Source organism: Streptomyces sp. WM6378 (assembly GCF_001279695.1).
Lineage (GTDB): Bacteria > Actinomycetota > Actinomycetes > Streptomycetales > Streptomycetaceae > Streptomyces.
Map to the genome: position 1 here is coordinate 26,357 of NZ_LGDD01000301.1, position 18,762 is coordinate 45,118.

Consider the following 18,762-nt stretch of genomic DNA (forward strand, 5'->3'; position numbering starts at 1 on the left):
TCAGCCGATGGCGATCAGGACGACGAACAGGACCGCCCCGGCCACCGCGGGCGCGATGACCTCGTACGCCCAGCGGACGCCGACCGCGCCCTGTGCGCTCTCGCGCGAGGCGCCCTGTTCGGCGAGCTCGCGCAGGTCCCGGATGGACTGGTCGGTGGGCGCCATGCGCGCCTTGGCGTCGGTGACGTCGGCCGTGACCGAGACGCCGATCTGTCCGTCGACCGTGGCGTCCCGCACCTGACGGCGGGCGGCCCGCTTGCGCTGGCGCAGCGAGACGGGGATCGCCCACAGCTGGTACTTGCCGCCGGACTGGTCGAAGACCTCGCTGGAGTACCCGGCCCGCACGTCCGCCACGGACGCCCAGGGCAGCGTGATCGTACGGAAGGGGTTGCGCACCAGGAGCCGGTCGGCGCTCGCGAACACCGCGGGGCGGAAGCTGAAGGCGACGATCAGCGGCACCGCGCACAGCAGCACGGCGAGCGCCAGCCAGGGGGCGTTGCCGTGGCCCTGGGCCACGGCGTCGACGCCGAGCCAGATACCGATCGCAAGCAGCAGCGCGCCGCCGGCGATACCGGCGGGTGAGCGGTAGGTCCGGTCGGCGTAGGCCGGCTCGGCGGGCGGCGTGGGGCTCGTCATGGCCCGATTCTGCCTCACGCCCCTGGGACGGGTTTCGCTCAGGCCACCAGATCCGCGTACAGGATGATGTTGTCGGGGCGGTGCCCGCCGGTCAGCTCGCCGCCGCAGGTGATGACGCGCAGCTCGGGGCGGTCGGTGTTGCCGTACACCTTCTGGGTCGGGAAGGTCTTCTTGTCGACCTGTTCGAGCGCGCGGACCTTGAACTCGGCGGTCTTCCCGTCGGCGCGGGCGACCGAGATCATGTCGCCGACCCTGACCTTGGAGACGTTCTTCAGGACGGCCGGGCCGTCGACGGTGTCGAAGTGGCCGATGAGCACGGCGGGCCCGGTCTGGCCCGGGGTGACGCCCTTGTCGTACCAGCCGATCTTGTCGGCGTCGGCGACGGAGGGCACCTCGACGCTGCCGTCGGCGGCGAGCCCGAGGTCGAGGACGGGGCCCGCGTCGACCCCGGCCGCCGGGATCCTCACCCGTACCGGCTTGGCGGCGGGCAGCGCGGTCGCGGCCTTGGGGGCGGCAAGGGCGCTGGAGGCGGCGGAGATGTTCGGGGGCTCGGTGGGCTTCGCGGGACCGGAGCCGCAGCCCGCGGCCGAGACGCCGACGGCGAGCACGAACAGGGCTGCGGCGGCCGAACGGGCCGCACGGGTACGGGACATGGGGTGCTCCGGGAGGGCCGTGAGGAGGGCGGGCCGCCGGTGGGGCGGCCCGCCCGGGGCGGTCAGATGCGGGCGGCGCCCCGCCGGCGCAACGCCACGTACCCGCCCGCTCCGGCCACGACGAGCCCCGCGCCGCCCGCGATCAGCGCGGTGTCGTCACCGCCGCCCTGCTTGAAGTCGGCGCCGGCCGCTACGGCGCCCTTGGGTACGACCGTGGTCTGGCCGCCGCCCGCGGCCGGGGTGGAAGTGCCGTCGGGGGTGCAGCCCTTGGGCAGCTTCGGGAAGGCGGCGTAGCCGTAGGGGGTGTCGCCGCCCTGGGTCCGGGTCTTCAACTGCGGTGCGGATCCGTAGGGGTTGAGGATCTCGGCGTAGATGCCGGCCGAGCCGGGCAGCTTGGGGTGCCGACGGTCGAGCTTGCCCAGGCCCTTGACCGGGGTGTGGTCGCCGGCCTCGAACGTGACGGAGGGGCCCTGCGTTCCGATCGACAGGACGGCGAGCGTGCCGGCCCCGATGTTCTCGCGCCGCGTCACCGTGCAGCCCTTGGTTGCGACGGGCTCGGACGGCTTCTGGCCCGGCTTCGCCGACGGCTTGTCGCTCGGCTTCGGCGACGGCTTGGCCGGGGCGCCCTTGGGCAGGTCGTACGTCTTCACAGTGCCGTCGGGGGCGGTAATCCGCAGCACCGGTGTGGCGGTCCCGGCGTTGAGCAGCTGCGCCTTGAGGCCGGGGACGAACTCGGTCACCGTGACGCTCGGCTCCTGCCGGGTCACCGCGCCCAGCACCCTGAACGCCCAGGCGTCGCCCGGCTTCCAGTCCGGACCGGCCGCGCGCAGCCACGCCTCGGGGCCCTCGGCCCCGTTGCGGAGCACCGCGAGCACGCCGTGGCCTGCGTCCTTGTAGACGAGGACCTTCTCACCGTCGTAGCGGTTGGCGGACGAGGCAGAGGCCGGGGCCGGGGCCGACGTGGCCGCGAAGGCCGCCGCCGGGGTGAGGAAGGCTGCGGCGAGCGCGGCGGTGGCGATCGCGGCGCGGAGCGAGGTGCGGGTGTAGGTCGACATGAACGACTCCGTGGAGCAGGGCGGCCGAGCGGCCGGAGGAGGAAGAAGGAGAGGTTGCATGCCGCCTCCTCTGCCGGGTGGGGCCGTTGAGGCTGGGCGGGGCTGCAGAAGGAAATCTATGGAGCACCTGTGCGAGAAGCGTCCGCTCCATGTCACAGGCGCGTGACAGAGCTCACCCCCGCTCACCTGAGCCCCGGGGGCTGTACAGGCAGCTACGCGCGTAGATATGCTCATCTGGTGACCATGCCCACCAATGCACCCGCAGCTGCCTTCGCCGACGCGACCGCGTCCGACGGCGCGCTGCGCCGCTTCCTCCACGGGCTCCCCGGCATCGACCCGGTGGGCCTGGAAGCGCGCGCCGCGTCCCTCGGCACCCGCTCGATCAAGACCTCGGCCAAGGCGTACGCCATCGACCTGGCCATTTCGATGATCGACCTGACGACCCTGGAAGGCGCGGACACCCCGGGCAAGGTCCGGGCGCTCGCCGCCAAGGCCGTCCACCCCGATCCGACCGACCGCACCACCCCGCACACCGCCGCCGTCTGCGTCTATCCGGACATGGTGGCGACCGCCAAGGAGGTGCTGAAGGGCTCCGACGTCAAGGTCGCGTCCGTCGCCACCGCCTTCCCGGCGGGCCGCGCGGCGCTGCCGGTCAAGCTCGCGGACGTACGGGACGCGGTCGCGGCCGGCGCCGACGAGATCGACATGGTGATCGACCGGGGCGCGTTCCTGGCCGGTCACTACCTCAAGGTGTACGAGGAGATCGCGGCCGTCCGCGCCGAGTGCGGCGACAGGGCCCGCCTCAAGGTCATCTTCGAGACCGGTGAGCTGTCGACGTACGACAACATCCGCCGCGCCAGCTGGCTCGGCATGATGGCCGGCGCCGACTTCATCAAGACCTCCACGGGCAAGGTCGCGGTCAACGCCACCCCCGCCAACACCCTCGTACTGCTCGAAGCCGTACGGGACTTCCGCGCCCAGACGGGGACGCAGGTCGGCGTGAAGCCGGCCGGCGGCATCCGCAACACCAAGGAAGCCATCAAGTTCCTGGTCCTGGTCAACGAGACCGTGGGCGAGGACTGGCTGGACAACCACTGGTTCCGCTTCGGCGCCTCCTCGCTGCTCAACGACCTGCTGATGCAGCGTCAGAAGCTGGCGACCGGCCGCTACTCCGGCCCCGACTACGTGACGGTGGACTGATCACCATGGCAATGGAAAAGAAGACGGCCGCGTTCGAGTACGCGCCCGCGCCCGAGTCGCGCTCGGTCGTCGACATCGCCCCCTCCTACGGCCTGTTCATCGACGGCGAGTTCACCGAGGCCGCCGACGGCAAGGTCTTCAAGACCGTCTCGCCGTCCACCGAGGAGGTCCTGTCCGAGGTCGCCCGGGCCGGCGCCGAGGACGTGGACCGGGCCGTGCAGGCCGCGCGCAAGGCGTTCGTGAAGTGGTCGGCGCTGCCCGGCTCCGAGCGCGCCAAGTACCTGTTCCGCATCGCCCGGATCATCCAGGAGCGCAGCCGCGAGCTGGCCGTCCTGGAGACCCTGGACAACGGCAAGCCGATCAAGGAGACCCGCGACGCGGACCTCCCGCTGGTCGCCGCGCACTTCTTCTACTACGCGGGCTGGGCCGACAAGCTCGACCACGCCGGGTTCGGAGCCAACCCGCGCGCCCTGGGCGTCGCGGGCCAGGTCATCCCGTGGAACTTCCCGCTCCTGATGCTGGCCTGGAAGATCGCCCCGGCGCTGGCCACGGGCAACACGGTCGTCCTGAAGCCCGCCGAGACCACGCCCCTGTCGGCGCTGTTCTTCGCGGACATCTGCCGCCAGGCGGGCCTGCCCAAGGGCGTCGTCAACATCCTCACCGGGTACGGCGACGCGGGCGCGGCCCTGGTCGAGCACCCGGACGTCGACAAGGTCGCCTTCACCGGCTCGACCGCCGTCGGCAAGGCCATCGCCCGCTCGGTGGCCGGCACGTCCAAGAAGGTCACCCTGGAGCTGGGCGGCAAGGGCGCCAACATCGTCTTCGACGACGCGCCCATCGACCAGGCCGTCGAGGGCATCGTCACCGGCATCTTCTTCAACCAGGGCCAGGTCTGCTGCGCGGGCTCGCGCCTGCTCGTCCAGGAGTCGATCCAGGACGAGCTGCTCGACTCGCTCAAGCGCCGCCTGTCCACGCTGCGCCTCGGCGACCCGCTGGACAAGAACACCGACATCGGCGCGATCAACTCGGCCGAGCAGTTGGCCCGGATCACCGCGCTCACCGAGACGGGCGAGGCGGAGGGCGCCGAGCGCTGGACCGCGCCGTGCGACCTGCCCTCGGCCGGTTACTGGTTCGCCCCGACGCTGTTCACGAACGTCACCCAGGCGCACACCATCGCCCGCGACGAGATCTTCGGCCCGGTCCTTTCGGTGCTGAGCTTCCGCACCCCGGACGAGGCCGTCGCCAAGGCCAACAACAGCCAGTACGGCCTCTCCGCCGGCATCTGGACGGAGAAGGGCTCGCGCATCCTCGCGGTCGCGAACAAGCTCCGCGCCGGCGTCGTCTGGGCCAACACGTTCAACAAGTTCGACCCGACCTCGCCGTTCGGCGGCTACAAGGAGTCGGGCTTCGGCCGCGAGGGCGGCCGGCACGGCCTGGAGGGCTACCTCGATGTCTGAGACTCCGACGCGGCTGAGCGTCTTCAAGACCTACAAGCTGTACGTGGGCGGGAAGTTCCCGCGTTCCGAGAGCGGCCGGGTGTACGAAGTGGTCGACAGCAAGGGCAAGTGGCTGGCCAACGCGCCCCTCTCCTCCCGCAAGGACGCGCGGGACGCGGTCGTCGCGGCCCGCAAGGCGTTCGGCGGGTGGGCGGGCGCGACCGCGTACAACCGGGGCCAGATCCTCTACCGCATCGCCGAGATGCTGGAGGGCCGCAAGGACCAGTTCGTGCGCGAGGTCGCCGAGGCGGAGGGCCTATCCAGGTCCAAGGCCGCCGCGGTCGTGGACGCGGCCATCGACCGCTGGGTCTGGTACGCGGGCTGGACCGACAAGATCGGCCAGGTCGTGGGCGGGGCGAACCCGGTGGCGGGCCCGTTCTTCAACCTCTCCACCCCCGAGCCGACCGGCGTCGTCACGGTCCTGGCCCCGCAGGACTCGTCCTTCCTTGGCCTGGTCTCGGTCGTCGCCCCCGTCATCGCGACCGGCAACACCGTGATCGTGATCGCCTCCGAGAAGGCGCCGCTCCCGGCGCTCTCGCTCGGCGAGGTGCTCGCCACCTCGGACCTGCCGGGCGGCGTGGTCAACGTCCTGTCCGGGAGGACGGCGGAGATCGCGGCGCCGCTGGCCGCGCACCAGGACGTCAACGCGATCGACCTGACGGGCGCCGGCACCGACCTGGCGCGCGACCTGGAGATCGCGGCGGCGGACAACCTCAAGCGCGTCGTGCGCCCCAAGGCCGTGGACTTCACCGCGGACCCGGGCACCGACCGCCTCACCGCGTTCCTGGAGACCAAGACGGTCTGGCACCCGACGGGTTCGCTGGGCGCGTCCGGCTCGGCGTACTGAGTCAACTCCCTTGAGGCCCCCGCCAGTTGGACCGGCGGGGGCCTCAGGCACGCCCGGGTCCCGGCTACGGGTGCACGGGCTCAGCCGGGCAGCAGCCCCGCGGCCCGGCCGGTGAGCGGGAGGTCCTTGAGGGCGCCGCCGCTCGTCACCGGGCTCGTCGCCATCGCCGTGGAGACGGGCTTGAAGTCGGCGACCTGGGCGCCCACGCCGTTGTCCAGCGGGTCGACCCCCGTGTTGGCCAGCGGGTCGACCCGCAGCGTCTTCGCGGGCGCGATCGCGTAGCCGGTCGCCCCGGTGACCCCCTGCGCGGCCGCCGCGAGGTCGGTGGCCATCGCGTTCTGGCCCGCCGCGGGAGCCTCGGCCGCGGGCGCGGCCTGCGCCGCCGAACCCGCTCCGGCCAGGGCCGCGCCGACCGCGGTGACGGTGAGCCCGGCCCGCAGCAGCGCCCTGTGACGCAGGGCCCTGGCGGGGTTGGGGGCCTCGTGATGTCCCATGGGATCCCACTCACTCTCGTACGGAAGATGCGTAATCACGCGATCACGAAGCGTAGTTGAGATGTGATACTCGATACCAACGGCCTCCCCGAGGGGTACCACTCCCGGGTGCATGGCTCACACTGGTGTCCCGTGAGTTCATCTGCCATTGCGACGCGCGTCGTCCTGCTGTCGGGGCCCTCCGGCTCCGGCAAGTCGTCCCTCGCCGCCCGCACGGACCTGCCCGTGCTGCGCCTCGACGACTTCTACAAAGAAGGGGACGACCCGACCCTGCCGTTGGTGGCGGGCAGTTCGGACATCGACTGGGACTCCCCGCTGTCCTGGGACGCGGACGCCGCCGTCCGCGCCATCACCGAGCTGTGCCGCACGGGGCGCACCGCCGTGCCGGTCTACTCGATCGCGACGAGTTCCATCACCGGCACCACCGCGCTCGGCATCGACCGCACCCCGCTGTTCATCGCGGAGGGCATCTTCGCCGCCGACGTCGTGACCCGCTGCCAGGAGCTCGGGGTGCTGGCGGACGCGATCTGCCTGCGCGGCCGGCCCTCCACCACCTTCCGCCGCAGGCTGCTGCGCGATCTGAAGGAGGGCCGCAAGTCGGTGGCGTTCCTGCTGCGCCGCGGCTGGCGCCTGATGCGCGCCGAGCGCGCGATCGTCGCCCGCCAGACGGCGCTCGGCGCCCACCCCTGCGGCAAGGAGGAGGCGCTCGGCCGCATCGCGGGCGCGGCGGCCGGCCGCTGCCGCACGGCGGCGGCCGCCTAGCCGAAGGCGTACGAAATGAAGCGGCGGGGCCGATGGCCCCGCCGCTTCCCCCGTTACCCCCGTGAGTGGCCCCCGTGTCCCCCGCGGACCACCCGCGTCCCTCCCCCAGACCTTCAGGCCACCAGCTCGCCGAAGGACTCCTCCTCGTCACGGCCGAAGCTGAGGACCTCGTCCTCGCGCAGCCGGCGCAGCGAGCGCCAGATGCTGGACTTCACCGTGCCGACACTGATGTCGAGGATGTCCGCGATCTCCGGATCCGTACGACCCTCGTAGTAGCGCAGCACCAGCATCGTGCGCTGCAGTTCGGGAAGGCGGGCCAGCGCCTGCCAGAGCACCGCGCGCAGTTCGGTGCCGCGCATCGCGTCCGTGTCGCCGGCCGTCTCCGGCAGCTCCTCGGTCGGGTACTCGTTGAGCTTGCGCCGCCGCCAGGCGCTGATGTGCAGATTGGTCATCGTGCGGCGCAGATAGCCGCCGACCGCCGCCTTGTCGCTGATGCGGTCCCAGGCCCGGTAGGTGGAGAACAGGGCGCTCTGCAGCAGGTCCTCCGCCTCGTAGCGGTCACCGGTCAGGTGGTAGGCGGTCGCGTACAGGGAGGCGCGGCGCTCCTGGACGTAGGCGGTGAACTCCGCCTCCGACAGGCTCGTCCGCTCCCCCGATGCCGCCCTGTACGCCGCTTCCCCGCTGCTCCCCCCGTTCCCGGCCCCCGCGACCGGAACCGAAGGGGCGTCAATCACCGTCATGAACGACAGGTGCTGACGCCCGGTGCCGCGAGCACACCCCCGCACACTCGTGGCACCGGACTTCTCGCTCCGTACGACGTCGTGGAGACGCGTCACAACTGCGCTGGAGTTGGTGCTGTGCAGTGCGTTCATCTCGCGCCCCCCGTCGGTGGAGTCTGTTTCATTCGGCGTGCTTGGTTACGAGGAAGAGCTTGCCCGGGCAGTTTCATGGAGGTGTCCGTCGACTGTCACAGGGGCGTCACAGCGGTCCCGTCGCACGTAGTTGCGGGCCGGAGGCCGGACGGGGGTCGTGCTCCTCTCCCCCATGGGCCAGAATGACCTCTGTGCCTTTCCTGTTGCTGATCGAGGACGACGACGCCATCCGCACGGCCCTCGAACTCTCCCTGTCACGCCAGGGCCACCGTGTGGCCACCGCGGCGACGGGAGAGGACGGCCTGAAACTGCTGCGCGAGCAGCGGCCGGACCTGATCGTGCTGGACGTGATGCTGCCCGGGATCGACGGCTTCGAGGTGTGCCGCCGGATCCGGCGCACCGACCAGCTGCCGATCATCTTGCTGACCGCGCGCAACGACGACATCGACGTGGTGGTGGGCCTGGAGTCCGGCGCCGACGACTATGTGGTCAAGCCGGTCCAGGGGCGGGTCCTCGACGCCCGGATCCGGGCCGTCCTGCGGCGCGGCGAGCGGGAGGCCACCGACTCGGCGGCGTTCGGCAACGTGGTGATCGACCGGGCCGCGATGACCGTCACCAAGAACGGCGAGGACCTCCAACTCACGCCCACCGAGCTGCGCTTGCTCCTCGAACTGAGCCGCCGACCCGGCCAGGCGCTGTCCCGCCAGCAGCTGCTCCGGCTGGTGTGGGAGCACGACTACCTCGGCGACTCCCGGCTCGTCGACGCCTGTGTGCAGCGGCTGCGCGCCAAGGTCGAGGACGTGCCGTCCTCACCGACGCTGATCCGTACCGTCCGTGGCGTGGGCTACCGCCTGGACACCCCCTCGTGAACCCGTCGCACCACCCCCGTACCCCCGATAAGCAGGGCAAGTGAAGCGAGCGATACTCGCCGGTCTGCGCTGGACCAGTCTGCGGCTGCGCCTCGTCGTGGTGTTCGCGCTCGTCGCGCTGACCGCGGCCGTCTCCGCGTCCGGCATCGCGTACTGGCTCAACCGCGAGGCCGTCCTGGTCCGCACGCAGGACTCGGCGCTCAACGACTTCCGGCAGGGCATGCAGAACCGGGCCGCCTCGCTGCCGTTGCAGCCGGTCGAGCACGATCTGCAGGTGGCCGCCAAGCAGATGGCGGACAGCAGCAACTCGCGTTACAACGTGCTGCTGGTGGCCGAGCGCGCCCCCGGCAAGCCGATCGTCGGGGCGTCGAACGTGGACGGCTTCACGCTCGACGACGTACCCACGTCGCTGCAGGACGCGGTCAACAAGAAGCAGAAGGTCACCGAGGCCAACGCCTACCCGTACCACCTGTTCTGGCAGCGGATCACGCTGCGCGGGCACCCGTATCTGGTCGGCGGCACGAAGATCATCGGGGCCGGGCCGACCGGATACATGCTGGCCCCGCTCGACCAGGAGCGGCGCGATCTCAACTCCCTCGCCTGGTCGCTCGGCATCGCCACCTTCCTCGCGCTGCTCGCCTCGGCGCTGCTCGCGCAGGCGGCCGCCACCACCGTGCTGCGGCCGGTGCAGCGGCTCGGGGACGCGGCGCGCAGGCTCGGCGAGGGCAAGCTCGACACCCGCCTCAGGGTCTCCGGCACGGACGAACTCGCCGATCTCTCAAGGACGTTCAACCGGACGGCCGAGAACCTGGAGAAGAAGGTCACCGACATGAGCGCGCGCGAGGAGGCCAGCCGCCGCTTCGTCGCCGACATGTCGCACGAACTGCGTACGCCGCTGACCGCGCTCACCGCCGTCGCCGAGGTCCTCGACGAGGAGGAGGACAGCCTCGACCCGATGATCGCGCCCGCCGTGCGCCTCGTGGTCTCCGAGACCCGGCGGCTGAACGTCCTGGTCGAGAACCTGATGGAGGTCACCCGCTTCGACGCGGGCACGGCCCGACTGGTCCTGGACGACGTGGACATCGCCGACCAGATCACCGCGTGCATCGACACCCGGGCCTGGCTGGACGCCGTCGAACTCGACGCCGAGCGCGGCATCATGGCCCGCGTCGACCCGCGCCGCCTCGACGTCGTCCTCGCCAACCTGATCGGCAACGCCCTCAAGCACGGCGGCTCGCCGGTCCGGGTCGCGGTCCGCGTCGAGGGCGACGAGCTGGTGATCGCGGTACGCGACCACGGGCCCGGGATCCCCGAGGACGTACTGCCGCACGTCTTCGACCGGTTCTACAAGGCCAGCGCCTCGCGGCCGCGCTCCGAGGGCAGCGGGCTCGGCCTGTCCATCGCGATGGAGAACGCGCACATCCACGGCGGCGACATCACCGCCGCCAACTCTCCCGAAGGCGGCGCCGTGTTCGTGCTGCGGCTTCCGCTGGACGCCACCGAGCCCGCCACCGCCGAGACGCCGGAAGGGGGCGCGGAGCAGTGAGAGGACGACTTCTCCGGGCAGCCGCCGCGCTGGCCGGGCTGCTCACGCTGGGCGGCGCCGCCACCGGCTGCGGCATCCGGCCCACCTCGGTCCCGGTCGACGCGGGCCCGGCGCCGTCCCGGGTGCCGTGCGAGGTGCCGAACGGCGCGGTCGCCCCGCAGTTCGAGGGCATCACCGTGCAGGTCTATCTGGTGTGCGGGGCGCAGTTGGTCACGACCCAGCGTTCGGTACGGATCCCGGAGAGCAGGGGGGCCGAGGACCGGCTCCGCTTCGCGCAGGCGCTGCTCGACGAGCTCATGGCCCAGCCGTCGGGTGACGAGAAGGACGCCGGGTTCGCCACCGAGGTCAAGGCCCCGCTCACCGTCACGGCGGCCCACAAGAACGACCCGGCGGGCGCGCTGCGCCTGAGCCGCAACCCGGAGGACCTCTCCGCGCTCGCCCTGTCACAGGTGGTCTGCACGTACGCGGAGAACACCCCGACCGCGCCCGGCAGCCAGCAGGTGGTGCTCGGCGGCCCCGGCGAGGACCCGGCCCGCGGCTACACCTGCACCTCGGAGATGAAGTCCCGGCCGGACAGCGCGGCCACCCTCGGCGACATCCCCCGCCCCACCCGCACCTAGCGGGAGTCCGGTGGGCGGCCCGCGGGCGGGCAAACGGAATCACCCGTCCGCGGCGGAACCGTTCCCGCCGCGGGCGGCGTCTTGGGGGGCGTGCAGCAGCGTCATGGTCAAGGCGGCAGCGCCGTCATCCGGTTCCGCGTGGTGGGGTTCGTCCTCCTCCTCGCGCATCTGCTGCTCGTGGCGTGGACCTCGCTGCGGCCACGGGACGTGATGTGGGTGACGGCCACCAATCTGACGCCGCTCGCCGGCATCAAGGCCGACCTCGCGCTCGGCCCCCTTGAGGCCGCCCACCGGATCGGCGAGGGTCTGCTGCTGCTCGCCCCGCTGGGGGTGCTGCTCCCGATGGTCGGCGGCCGCCTCCAGGTCTCCCCGCTCGCCTCCCTGGTACGCACCGTGCTCGCCGGAGCGCTGATCTCGCTCGGCATCGCCCTGCTGCAGACGGCCGTGCCCGGCCAGGTCCCCGATGTGGACTCGCTGCTCCTGAACACCACCGGTGTCGCCCTCGCCCACCTCGCCGTGGTGCCGGCCGGACGACGGGGCCTGCGCCGCAGGAACGAGCGCGAGCAGCCCGCCCCCGTCCTTCGGGAGGAGTCCCCTCAGGGGCGTACCCCGACGATTCCCAGGGTCGGGATCGCTCCTTAGCCCGATGGTCCGCCCGCGTTCCGGACGGGAGCATGGAGACATCGCAAGGGAGCCCCCAAGAAGCGGCTCCCCACTCCAGCTCCGAAGGAGCCCGCCATGAGCGCCCCTCTTGTCCGCCCGACCGAAGGCCGCCGGATCGGCGGGGTGTGCGCAGCGCTGGCACGGCGCTTCGGCACCTCCGCGACCACGATGCGCGTGATCTTCCTCGTCTCGTGCCTGCTGCCGGGACCCCAGTTCCTGATCTACCTGGCGATGTGGGCCCTGATCCCCGGCGAGAAGTCGCCGCGCGCCGCCTGGTAGTCGGAGCCCTCGCCTCTCAGCCCTTGACGGTCCGGGCCAGCTTGTCGAGCTGCCGGTCGGCGACCTCGTGCGGCACGGTCACCGTCGCGGGCGCCCGCCCGGACAGGTTGATCGCCATGAACCGCACGATGGTGGCGCCCTGGCGCACCACCACGATGTGCACCGGCGCAGGCGCCCCTTGGGCGAGCGCGGACGCCGTCCAGCTGACCGACTCGTCGCCGTTCGCCGCGTACGGCACGGCCCGCACATCCCGGTAGGCGGCCCTGCGGCCGTCGAGGACCGTGGTGAATTCCTTGCCGCAGCGGGCCAGCGCCGTCCTCAGCTCCGCGATCAGGTGCTTCGCGTCCTGTGTCGCGTACGCGGACAGCGAGGCCGATACCGCGAGGCCCGGCGTCCGCCGTGAGCCGAGGCCCCGGCTCACCGTCGCGCGGGCCCGGTCGTCGGGCGCCTCGCCCATCACTTCGGCGAGCGGCGCGCACACGGCGCGGTCGGCGATCGGGGCGTCCCGGACCGCGTCGGGCGAGGGGTCGCCGGAGGTCTCGTATCCGGGCACGTCGTTTGCCTCAAGTGCCGCCCGCCACAAGCCGGTTGGCGTCCACTTCTGGCCGCTCACGGATTCGACCGGGCCGTCCGGGGGCCCGGTGCACGCGGCGCCGAGCAGCGCGGTCAGGGTGAGCACCGCCGCACGGGCGCATGCCTTCGGACGCATGATCCAGACCCTACTCACACACTGCCGGGGCGCACACCCGGCTCACGGGTGTGCGCCCCGGCAGGGCGTGAGGGGGCTCAGCCGGTGAGGCCGCCGGGCAGGGTGGCGGCGCCGGAGAGGTTGTTCGCCACCGGGCCGGTCGGCATTCCGCCGAGCAGGCTGCCCACCGGGTCGCTGCTGTACTGCTGCTGGACGGCCGGGGTCTTCTTGGGGGTGGCCGCGGGCAGCGCCTTGCCGACGGTGCCGACCGGGGTCCCCGTGGTGACGGTCGACAGTGGTCCCAGGTTCGGAAGCGCGGGGACGGCGGACGCCGTCCCGGCGGCAGCGGCGGCGAAGGCGGCACCGAGAGCAACGACACCGAGCGTCTTGGCAGACTGCTTCATCAGAAATATGTCCTTGGGGTGGGAAAGGTGAGCGACTCGTCAAGCTAGTCAGCCGACCACCCGGGCCGCAAACACAGGAAAACGGCCGCGAGTTCACACTCCCGGCCGTTTTCCTATATCTAAGATCAGCCGCCCGCGACCGCAGAACCGCTGGTCGTAGCGGTCTGCTGGAACAGCCATTCGGACTTCAGCTCGGCATATCCGGGCTTGATCACGTCATTGATCATGGCCAGTCGTTCATCGAAAGGAATGAATGCTGATTTCATCGCATTGACCGTGAACCACTGCATGTCCTCCAGTGTGTAGCCGAAGGCATTCGTCAGGTGCTCGAATTCCTGACTCATGCTGGTGCCCGACATCAGCCGGTTGTCCGTGTTCACGGTGGCCCGGAAGTGCAGCTTGCGGAGGAGCCCGATGGGGTGGTCGGCGTAGGAGGTGGCGGCGCCGGTCTGGAGGTTCGACGTCGGGCACATCTCCAACGGGATCCGCTTGTCGCGGACGTACGAGGCGAGCCGGCCCAGCTTCACGCTGCCGTCGTCGGCGATCTCGATGTCGTCGATGATGCGCACCCCGTGGCCGAGCCGGTCGGCGCCGCACCACTGGAGCGCCTGCCAGATCGACGGCAGGCCGAAGGCCTCGCCGGCGTGAATGGTGAAGTGGTTGTTCTCGCGCTTGAGGTACTCGAAGGCGTCGAGGTGGCGGGTGGGCGGGAAGCCCGCCTCGGCGCCCGCGATGTCGAAGCCGACGACGCCCGAGTCCCGGTAGGAGTTGGCGAGTTCGGCGATCTCCAGGGCGCGGGCCGCGTGCCGCATCGCGGTGAGCAGCGCGCCCACCCGGATGCGGTGGCCGTTCGCGCGGGCCCGCCGCTCGCCTTCGCGGAAGCCCGCGTTGACCGCCTCGACGACCTCTTCGAGGGTGAGCCCCTGCTCCAGGTGCTGCTCGGGCGCGTAGCGCACCTCGGCGTAGACGACACCGTCCTCGGCGAGGTCCTCGGCGCACTCGGCGGCGACGCGGAACAGCGCGTCGCGGGTCTGCATGACGGCGCAGGTGTGCGCGAAGGTCTCCAAGTACCGTTCCAGGGAGCCCGAGTCGGCGGCCTCGCGGAACCAGATGCCGAGCTTGTCGGCCTCGGTCTCGGGCAGGCCCGTATATCCCGTCGCTTCGGCGATGTCGATGATGGTCCCGGGTCGAAGACCCCCGTCGAGGTGGTCGTGGAGCAGCACCTTCGGGGCACGGCTGATCTGATCCGGGGTGGGTACGGATGCGGTCTGGCTCGTCATCTGCGCACTCTAGCCCCTACGCGCGTAGATCACCGGGCGTCCGAACGCCGTCGATACGTAACAGTGACCGTGCAGACGGGTGGAGTACACCCCGGCTTCTGAGACTGTTCTGCCATGGCACAGCAAGCGATTCCCCTGCCTGCTGCCCGGCTGGGACGGGCCGTCGGGGCGACCGGCACCGGCGCGACGGTCAGCGGCGTGGTCCTCGTGCTCCCGGACGGCGACCCCGTCTCGGCACGCCGGCCCTCCCCCATCGCGTACGCGGCCGCCCTGCCGCTGGCCCGCAGGCTGGCCCGGGACGGCCGCGAGGAGGGCCTGGTGGCACACGCCGTGCACTACCGCGGCCAGGGCTGGAACGGCGGCGACGCCCGGCTCGCCACGGACGCCGACTGGGCCGCGGACGAGGTCGTACGCCGCTACGGAGACGTGCCCGTGTGCCTGGCCGGGCACGGCATGGGCGGCCGGGCCGCGCTGCGAGCGGCAGGCCACCCGGCCGTCAACTCCGTTCTGGCGCTGGCCCCTTGGATCCCCGAGGACGATGTGGCGGCCGAGCTGGAGCCCGTGAAGCAGCTGGTGGGCCGGCGCGTGATGATCGTGCACGGTACGAATGACGCGCGCAGCGACCCGGAGCTGTCCTACCGGCTCGCCGAGCGCGTCAAGAAGGCCAACCGGGACACCTGCCGCTTCGAGGTGCACTCGGACGGCCACGCGCTGCGCCAGCACCGGCCCGAAGTCCACGCGCTGGCCGTCGACTTCGTCTTCGGCACGCTCTTCTCGCGCCCGTACGCCCGCCCGGTCACGGACGCGTTCGCCGCGCCCCCGCCGCTGGGGCTGCGGATGCCGCTGGCCGTCGGATTCGGCAAGTCCCTCAACAAATGAGGGAGTTGCTCGGCACGCGACTGAGCTACTCGGGGATCAGCTTCCCCCGCCGGGACAGCAGGAAGGACTTGAAGGCGGCCACCGGCGGGGTGTCCGGGTGGCCGTCCAGCCAGGCGACCCCGATCTCGCGGACCGCGCGCGGGGCGGTGACGGTCAGCTCGACGACGCCCGGCCGGGCGACCGCGGGCGGCGGAAGGAGCGCCACGCCGAGCCCGGCCGCGACCAGGCCGCGCAGCGTCTCGGCCTCCTCGCCCTCGAAGGCGATGCGCGGCGCGAACCCCGCCTCCGCGCACAGGTCGTCGGTGATGCGGCGCAGCCCGTAACCGGGCTCCAGGGTCACGAAGGTCTCGTCGGCGGCCTCCGCGAGCCGCACCCGCTTGCGCCCCGCGAGCCGGTGGTCGTCGGGCACGACCAGGCGCAGCCGCTGCTCGTCCAGACGCCGGGCCGCGAGGTCCGGCGCGTCCGGCACCGGCGAGGTGAGGCAGAGGTCGAGCTCCCCGGCCCGCAGCCGCTCGATCATCGCCTCGCCGTAGTTCTGTACGAGGGTGAAGCGGATGCGGGGGTGGTCGACCCGGAAGGCGCGGATGAGGCCCGGCACGGTTTCGGAGCCCATGGTGTGCAGGAAGCCGAAGGCGACCTTGCCGGCGGCCGGGTCGGCGTCGGCGCGCACCGACTCGGCGGCCCGGCCGACCTCCGCCAGCGCCCGCTCCGCGGAGCCGAGGAAGGTGCGGCCCGCGGCGGTCAGCGAGACCGTGCGGCCCTTGCGCGCGAACAGGGCGACGCCCAGGTCCTCTTCGAGCCGGACCATGGCGCGCGACAGGGTCGACTGGGGCACGCCGAGCTCGTGGGCGGCGCGGGTGACGTGCTCGTGCCGGGCCACCCCGGCGAAGTAGGCGAGGCGCGGCGCGAGTGCCATGGCCATGTCTTCTTCGTAACTGTTCAATGACACGCGCCTCTCTGACCTCGCTTGATGCATACGTGGATCGATTGTCGCCCATCTGTGCATTGGACGCATAAATGCAGGCAGGCCTACGGTCTACGCATGCCTCCTGCCAGTACCGGGGCGTCCACCACCGTGGGCGCCTCCACCCAGCCTTCCCCGCTCCAGCTCACCCCGGGCGCCGCCGGCTACCGCCGGATGAGCTTCGCGCTCTTCGCCGCCGGTGTCGCCACCTTCGCCCTCCTCTACTCCACCCAGGCCCTGCTGCCGCTGATCTCCGCGGACCTCGGAGCCACGGCGAGCGCGGCCAGCTGGACGGTGTCGGCGGCGACCGGCGCCCTCGCCCTGTTCGTGCTGCCGCTGAGCGCGCTGTCCGAGCGGTTCGGGCGGACCCGGATGATGACGGTGTCCCTGGCGGTCGCGGTGGCGGTGGGCCTCCTCGTTCCGTTCGCGCCGAACGTGGGCTGGCTGGTGGCGCTGCGTGCGGTGCAGGGCGCGGCGATCGCGGGGCTTCCCGCCTCGGCGATGGCGTACCTGGCGGAGGAAGTGAAGCCGAAGGCGCTGATCGCGGCGATCGGCCTGTTCGTCGCGGGCAACTCGATCGGCGGCATGAGCGGACGCATCCTGACCGGCTGGGTCGCGCAGGCCTGGGGCTGGCGCGCGGCCCTGCTCGCGGTGGGCGCGCTGGCCGCGACATGCGCGGTCGTCTTCCGGCTGCTGCTCCCCAAGGCCCGCAATTTCACGCCGGGTTCGCTGAACCCGCACGCCCTTGCCCGCACGGTGCGCGGCCACCTCGCCGACCCGCTCCTGGTCCGCCTGTACGCGATCGGCGCGCTGTTCATGACGGTGTTCGGCGCGGTCTACACGGTGATCGGCTACCGGCTCACCGCGGCGCCGTTCAACCTGCCGCAGGGCCTGATCGGCTCGATCTTCCTGGTCTACCTGGTCGGTACGGTCTCCTCGGCCGCGGCCGGCAAGCTGGTGGCCCGGGTGGGCCGCCGGGGCGCCCTGTACCTGGCGGTCTCCACGACGGCGGCGGGCCTGCTGCTCTCGCTGGCGAGTTCCCTGCCCGCGATCCTGGCGGGCCTGGTCCTCATCACGGCCGGCTTCTTCGCGGGCCACGCGGTCGCCTCGTCCTCGGTGAGCCACACCGCCAAGCGGGGCCGCGCCCAGGCGTCCGCGCTCTACCAGTCCGCCTACTACCTGGGCTCCAGCGCGGGCGGCACGCTCGGCGCGGTCGCCTTCCACGCGGCGGGCTGGCCGGCCACGGTGCTGCTCGGCATCCTCGCGGTGCTCGGCGTCGTCTCGGTCACCCTGTACGGCTCGCACGCGGCCCGCGCCGAGCGCCGCACCCACCGCCTGCACCTGGTCCATGCACGTCACTGACCTGCGCCTTCGTCGGTAATCGCGCGATTGTCAGTGGGGTCCGGTAGCTTCCGAAGTGCTGGCACCACACGGCGCGACATGGGGTGGACCGATGAGTGATCTGGCAGCGGCGGCGGATCTGGACGTACGCCTCGAAGGACACCGCAGGGAGCTGACGGGGTACTGCTACCGGATGCTCGGCTCGGCCTTCGAGGCGGAGGACGCGGTGCAGGACACGCTGGTGCGGGCGTGGCGCAGCATCGACAGGTTCGAGGGCCGCTCCTCGCTGCGCTCGTGGCTGTACCGGATCGCGACGAACGTGTGCCTGGACATGCTGACCGCGGGCAACAAGCGGGCCCGCCCCATGGACCTGACGGCACCGACGCCGGTCGCCAACGCCCAGCTCAACTCCCGCCCGGAAGTGACCTGGTTGGAGCCGGTGCCGGACGGTCGGGTGCTGCCGACGACCGAGGACCCGGCGGAGGCGGCCCTGGCCCGCGAGTCGGTGCGGCTCGCGTTCGTCGCCGCGCTCCAGCATCTGCCGCCCAAGCAGCGCGCGGTGCTGATCCTGCGCGAGGTCCTCGCGTGGAAGGCGGCGGAGGTCGCCGAGCTGCTCGACACGACGGTCGCATCGGTCAACTCCGCGCTGCAGAGGGCCCGTTCGACGCTCGCCGAGTCGGAGCCGAAGGAAACGGACCTGGCGGACCCGCTGGACGAGGAGCAGCAGAAGCTCCTTGAGCGGTACGTGGCGGCCTTCGAGGGCTACGACATGACGGCCCTGACCGCCCTGCTCCACGAGGACGCCACGCTGTCGATGCCGCCGTACGACCTGTGGCTGCGCGGCCACGACGACATCGTGGGCTGGATGCTGGGGGTGGGCGAGGTCTGCCGGGGCTCCCGCCTCCTGCCGACGGTGGCGAACGGCACGCCCGCGTTCGCCCACTACCACCCGGACCACGAGAAGGGCGGGTTCACGCCCTGGGCCCTGATGGTGATCGAAACGAGCGGGGGCAAGGTCTCGGGGATCTGCTCGTTCCTGGACACGGCCCGCTGGTTCCCGCTGTTCGATCTGCCGTCCCACCTGGACGAGGAGGGCCACCCGGTCCCGGCGCCCTGAGAGCCCTGGGGCTCCGCCCCAGACCCCGTATCGCGCCTGAAGGGCGCTCGTCCTCAAACGCCGGACGGGCTGAAGATGCTCGGCCTGCCAGGACCAA

At 71.9% G+C, this 18,762-nt stretch carries 21 protein-coding genes; 12 read left to right on the forward strand and 9 right to left on the reverse strand.

All coding sequences use genetic code 11. The annotated features are described in order from the left end of the window. From ADK54_RS26780 to ADK54_RS26790, 3 genes are all read right to left on the reverse strand, one after another. Positions 1 to 636 carry a PH domain-containing protein gene (locus tag ADK54_RS26780; protein ID WP_053728287.1) on the reverse strand — a complete coding sequence of 212 codons (636 nt, stop codon included), beginning with the start codon at positions 634 to 636 and terminating at the stop codon, positions 1 to 3. Between the two features lie 38 nt (positions 637 to 674). Further along, positions 675 to 1,289: a class F sortase gene (locus ADK54_RS26785; protein ID WP_053728288.1), complete on the reverse strand. Its 615-nt coding sequence runs from the start codon at positions 1,287 to 1,289 to the stop codon at positions 675 to 677. Between the two features lie 62 nt (positions 1,290 to 1,351). After that, complete coding sequence (locus ADK54_RS26790; RefSeq protein WP_053728289.1) at positions 1,352 to 2,344, reverse strand: hypothetical protein; 993 nt, start codon at positions 2,342 to 2,344, stop codon at positions 1,352 to 1,354. A gap of 243 nt (positions 2,345 to 2,587) precedes the next feature. Here ADK54_RS26790 and deoC point away from each other — a divergent pair, with 243 nt between their 5' ends. Genes deoC through ADK54_RS26805 form a run of 3 tightly spaced genes read left to right on the forward strand, consistent with a single transcriptional unit; the run spans position 2,588 to position 5,887 of the window. Continuing rightward, a complete protein-coding gene (deoC, locus tag ADK54_RS26795; protein WP_078966657.1) occupies positions 2,588 to 3,544 on the forward strand; it encodes a deoxyribose-phosphate aldolase in 957 nt (318 codons plus the stop codon). An 11-nt stretch (positions 3,545 to 3,555) separates the two neighbouring features. After that, positions 3,556 to 5,001, forward strand: a complete 1,446-nt coding sequence (locus tag ADK54_RS26800; RefSeq protein ID WP_053728291.1) for an aldehyde dehydrogenase family protein — start codon at positions 3,556 to 3,558, stop codon at positions 4,999 to 5,001. Next, positions 4,994 to 5,887 (forward strand): aldehyde dehydrogenase family protein, encoded by an 894-nt coding sequence (locus ADK54_RS26805; protein ID WP_053728292.1) that lies wholly within the window; start codon positions 4,994 to 4,996, stop codon positions 5,885 to 5,887. The genes ADK54_RS26800 and ADK54_RS26805 overlap by 8 nt, the downstream gene beginning before the upstream one ends. An 80-nt stretch (positions 5,888 to 5,967) precedes the next feature. Here ADK54_RS26805 and ADK54_RS26810 read toward each other — a convergent pair whose 3' ends face one another. Continuing rightward, entirely contained in the window at positions 5,968 to 6,381 is a 414-nt protein-coding gene (locus ADK54_RS26810) for a hypothetical protein (protein WP_053728293.1), read from the reverse strand. Positions 6,382 to 6,447: 66 nt separating this feature from the next. On the opposite strand from ADK54_RS26810, the gene ADK54_RS26815 reads away from it, so the two are divergent. Continuing rightward, positions 6,448 to 7,143: a hypothetical protein gene (locus tag ADK54_RS26815; protein WP_053728321.1), complete on the forward strand. Its 696-nt coding sequence runs from the start codon at positions 6,448 to 6,450 to the stop codon at positions 7,141 to 7,143. A gap of 113 nt (positions 7,144 to 7,256) precedes the next feature. Here ADK54_RS26815 and ADK54_RS26820 read toward each other — a convergent pair whose 3' ends face one another. Next, positions 7,257 to 8,015 carry a SigE family RNA polymerase sigma factor gene (locus tag ADK54_RS26820; RefSeq protein ID WP_053728294.1) on the reverse strand — a complete coding sequence of 253 codons (759 nt, stop codon included), beginning with the start codon at positions 8,013 to 8,015 and terminating at the stop codon, positions 7,257 to 7,259. 191 nt (positions 8,016 to 8,206) lie between these two features. On the opposite strand from ADK54_RS26820, the gene afsQ1 reads away from it, so the two are divergent. The 5 genes from afsQ1 to ADK54_RS26845 all read left to right on the forward strand — a co-directional run bounded on the left by afsQ1 (position 8,207) and on the right by ADK54_RS26845 (position 11,992). Further along, positions 8,207 to 8,884, forward strand: coding sequence for a two-component system response regulator AfsQ1 (afsQ1, locus tag ADK54_RS26825; protein ID WP_174248559.1), 678 nt, complete (start codon positions 8,207 to 8,209; stop codon positions 8,882 to 8,884). Positions 8,885 to 8,924: 40 nt separating this feature from the next. Next, positions 8,925 to 10,430: a sensor histidine kinase gene (locus ADK54_RS26830; RefSeq protein ID WP_053728296.1), complete on the forward strand. Its 1,506-nt coding sequence runs from the start codon at positions 8,925 to 8,927 to the stop codon at positions 10,428 to 10,430. Next, a complete protein-coding gene (locus ADK54_RS26835; protein WP_053728297.1) occupies positions 10,427 to 11,050 on the forward strand; it encodes a hypothetical protein in 624 nt (207 codons plus the stop codon). Before ADK54_RS26830 ends, ADK54_RS26835 begins: the two co-directional genes overlap by 4 nt. A 90-nt stretch (positions 11,051 to 11,140) precedes the next feature. Continuing rightward, complete coding sequence (locus ADK54_RS26840; protein ID WP_053728298.1) at positions 11,141 to 11,692, forward strand: VanZ family protein; 552 nt, start codon at positions 11,141 to 11,143, stop codon at positions 11,690 to 11,692. A gap of 96 nt (positions 11,693 to 11,788) precedes the next feature. Next, entirely contained in the window at positions 11,789 to 11,992 is a 204-nt protein-coding gene (locus tag ADK54_RS26845; protein ID WP_053728299.1) for a PspC domain-containing protein, read from the forward strand. Positions 11,993 to 12,008: 16 nt separating this feature from the next. On the opposite strand, the gene ADK54_RS26850 is transcribed toward ADK54_RS26845, so the two are convergent. From ADK54_RS26850 to ADK54_RS26860, 3 genes are all read right to left on the reverse strand, one after another. After that, positions 12,009 to 12,701, reverse strand: coding sequence for a hypothetical protein (locus tag ADK54_RS26850; RefSeq protein WP_159047909.1), 693 nt, complete (start codon positions 12,699 to 12,701; stop codon positions 12,009 to 12,011). A gap of 77 nt (positions 12,702 to 12,778) precedes the next feature. Continuing rightward, complete coding sequence (locus tag ADK54_RS26855) at positions 12,779 to 13,084, reverse strand: hypothetical protein (protein WP_053728301.1); 306 nt, start codon at positions 13,082 to 13,084, stop codon at positions 12,779 to 12,781. Positions 13,085 to 13,209: 125 nt separating this feature from the next. Beyond that, the gene (locus tag ADK54_RS26860) at positions 13,210 to 14,364 is read right to left on the reverse strand and encodes an adenosine deaminase (RefSeq protein ID WP_053728302.1); all 1,155 of its coding nucleotides are present in this window, start codon (positions 14,362 to 14,364) and stop codon (positions 13,210 to 13,212) included. A gap of 114 nt (positions 14,365 to 14,478) precedes the next feature. Here ADK54_RS26860 and ADK54_RS26865 point away from each other — a divergent pair, with 114 nt between their 5' ends. Next, positions 14,479 to 15,243 carry an alpha/beta hydrolase gene (locus tag ADK54_RS26865; protein WP_053728303.1) on the forward strand — a complete coding sequence of 255 codons (765 nt, stop codon included), beginning with the start codon at positions 14,479 to 14,481 and terminating at the stop codon, positions 15,241 to 15,243. Positions 15,244 to 15,268: 25 nt separating this feature from the next. Here the strand turns inward: ADK54_RS26865 and ADK54_RS26870 are convergent, their stop codons facing one another. Then, positions 15,269 to 16,165 (reverse strand): LysR family transcriptional regulator, encoded by an 897-nt coding sequence (locus tag ADK54_RS26870; RefSeq protein WP_053728304.1) that lies wholly within the window; start codon positions 16,163 to 16,165, stop codon positions 15,269 to 15,271. 120 nt (positions 16,166 to 16,285) lie between these two features. Between ADK54_RS26870 and ADK54_RS26875 the strand changes: the two genes are divergently transcribed. After that, positions 16,286 to 17,569 (forward strand): MFS transporter, encoded by a 1,284-nt coding sequence (locus tag ADK54_RS26875; RefSeq protein ID WP_053728305.1) that lies wholly within the window; start codon positions 16,286 to 16,288, stop codon positions 17,567 to 17,569. Positions 17,570 to 17,660: 91 nt separating this feature from the next. Next, a complete protein-coding gene (locus ADK54_RS26880) occupies positions 17,661 to 18,665 on the forward strand; it encodes a sigma-70 family RNA polymerase sigma factor (RefSeq protein ID WP_053728306.1) in 1,005 nt (334 codons plus the stop codon). Positions 18,666 to 18,762: the final 97 nt, after the last annotated feature.

Coding starts and splice junctions, on each gene's coding strand:
- deoC (WP_078966657.1), top strand. CDS start 2,588: ATGCCCACCAATGCACCCGCAGCTGCCTTCGCCGACGCGACCGCGTCC.
- ADK54_RS26800 (WP_053728291.1), top strand. CDS start 3,556: ATGGAAAAGAAGACGGCCGCGTTCGAGTACGCGCCCGCGCCCGAGTCG.
- ADK54_RS26805 (WP_053728292.1), top strand. CDS start 4,994: ATGTCTGAGACTCCGACGCGGCTGAGCGTCTTCAAGACCTACAAGCTG.
- ADK54_RS26860 (WP_053728302.1), bottom strand. CDS start 14,364: ATGACGAGCCAGACCGCATCCGTACCCACCCCGGATCAGATCAGCCGT.
- ADK54_RS26875 (WP_053728305.1), top strand. CDS start 16,286: ATGCCTCCTGCCAGTACCGGGGCGTCCACCACCGTGGGCGCCTCCACC.
- ADK54_RS26780 (WP_053728287.1), bottom strand. CDS start 636: ATGACGAGCCCCACGCCGCCCGCCGAGCCGGCCTACGCCGACCGGACC.
- ADK54_RS26865 (WP_053728303.1), top strand. CDS start 14,479: ATGGCACAGCAAGCGATTCCCCTGCCTGCTGCCCGGCTGGGACGGGCC.
- ADK54_RS26810 (WP_053728293.1), bottom strand. CDS start 6,381: ATGGGACATCACGAGGCCCCCAACCCCGCCAGGGCCCTGCGTCACAGG.
- ADK54_RS26880 (WP_053728306.1), top strand. CDS start 17,661: ATGAGTGATCTGGCAGCGGCGGCGGATCTGGACGTACGCCTCGAAGGA.
- ADK54_RS26855 (WP_053728301.1), bottom strand. CDS start 13,084: ATGAAGCAGTCTGCCAAGACGCTCGGTGTCGTTGCTCTCGGTGCCGCC.
- ADK54_RS26850 (WP_159047909.1), bottom strand. CDS start 12,701: ATGCGTCCGAAGGCATGCGCCCGTGCGGCGGTGCTCACCCTGACCGCG.
- ADK54_RS26785 (WP_053728288.1), bottom strand. CDS start 1,289: ATGTCCCGTACCCGTGCGGCCCGTTCGGCCGCCGCAGCCCTGTTCGTG.
- ADK54_RS26845 (WP_053728299.1), top strand. CDS start 11,789: ATGAGCGCCCCTCTTGTCCGCCCGACCGAAGGCCGCCGGATCGGCGGG.
- ADK54_RS26820 (WP_053728294.1), bottom strand. CDS start 8,015: ATGAACGCACTGCACAGCACCAACTCCAGCGCAGTTGTGACGCGTCTC.
- ADK54_RS26790 (WP_053728289.1), bottom strand. CDS start 2,344: ATGTCGACCTACACCCGCACCTCGCTCCGCGCCGCGATCGCCACCGCC.
- ADK54_RS26870 (WP_053728304.1), bottom strand. CDS start 16,165: ATGGCCATGGCACTCGCGCCGCGCCTCGCCTACTTCGCCGGGGTGGCC.